At 33.9% G+C, this 887-nt stretch carries 1 pseudogene; it reads left to right on the plus strand.

The features are described 5' to 3' along the window. A pseudogene (locus AC1DTM_RS29130) lies at positions 1 to 668 on the plus strand (IS3 family transposase); the annotation flags it as partial. Positions 669 to 887 lie beyond the last annotated feature (219 nt).

An 887-nucleotide genomic window follows, 5' to 3' on the forward strand; every position in this document is an offset into this window, starting at 1 on the left:
AGGACCACGAGGGTCTTTATGGTTATCGTCGTATTCGTTATGAACTGATGAACCGTGGCTATAAAGTAAATCATAAAAAAGTGTATCGTATTATGAGAGAATTAGGCTTAAAATGTCTCGTTCGTATGAAAAAATATCGTTCTTATAAAGGGAAAGTTGGAAAAATTGCACCGAATATTTTAAATCGTAATTTTCAAGCGGAAAAACCAAACGAAAAATGGGTTACGGATATTACAGAGTTTAAATTATTGGGAGAAAAGCTATACTTATCACCAATGTTGGATTTATTTAATGGTGAAATTATCACATATACAATTGCTTCAAGACCAGCTTACTCCCTTGTTTCAACGATGTTAGATCAATCTTTTGAACGTTTAACAGATAAGGATACACTTCTGATTCATTCCGATCAAGGATGGCACTATCAAATGAAACAATACCGCCATTCTCTTACTAAGCATGGTGTTACACAAAGCATGTCCCGCAAAGGAAACTGTTACGATAACGCAGTGATTGAAAATTTCTTTGGGATCATGAAGTCTGAATTTCTATACCGAAAAGAATTTAAGAATATAGAACATTTTAAGCAAGAATTAGCAAAGTACATAGCGTACTATAATCATAAAAGAATTAAGGGAAAATTAAAAGGCATGAGTCCGGTACAATACGAGGGCACTGAAAAACTTGCGTTTTTTATAAATAAATTCATTATAGAGAAAAATAAGGCGCTTTTTGTTCAATTTCGAACAGAAAACGCCCTATTTTTTGTCTATTTATTACCCTTTTTCATTCAGAAGCTTCAAGATTCTTTTTAGATTGACAGCGAATATCGTCGTTGCTCCTTGAATTTGCATGCCAAATAAACCCGCAGCCGATGCTTGATCGTA

The organism is Bacillus sp. P4_D3 (assembly GCF_056401855.1).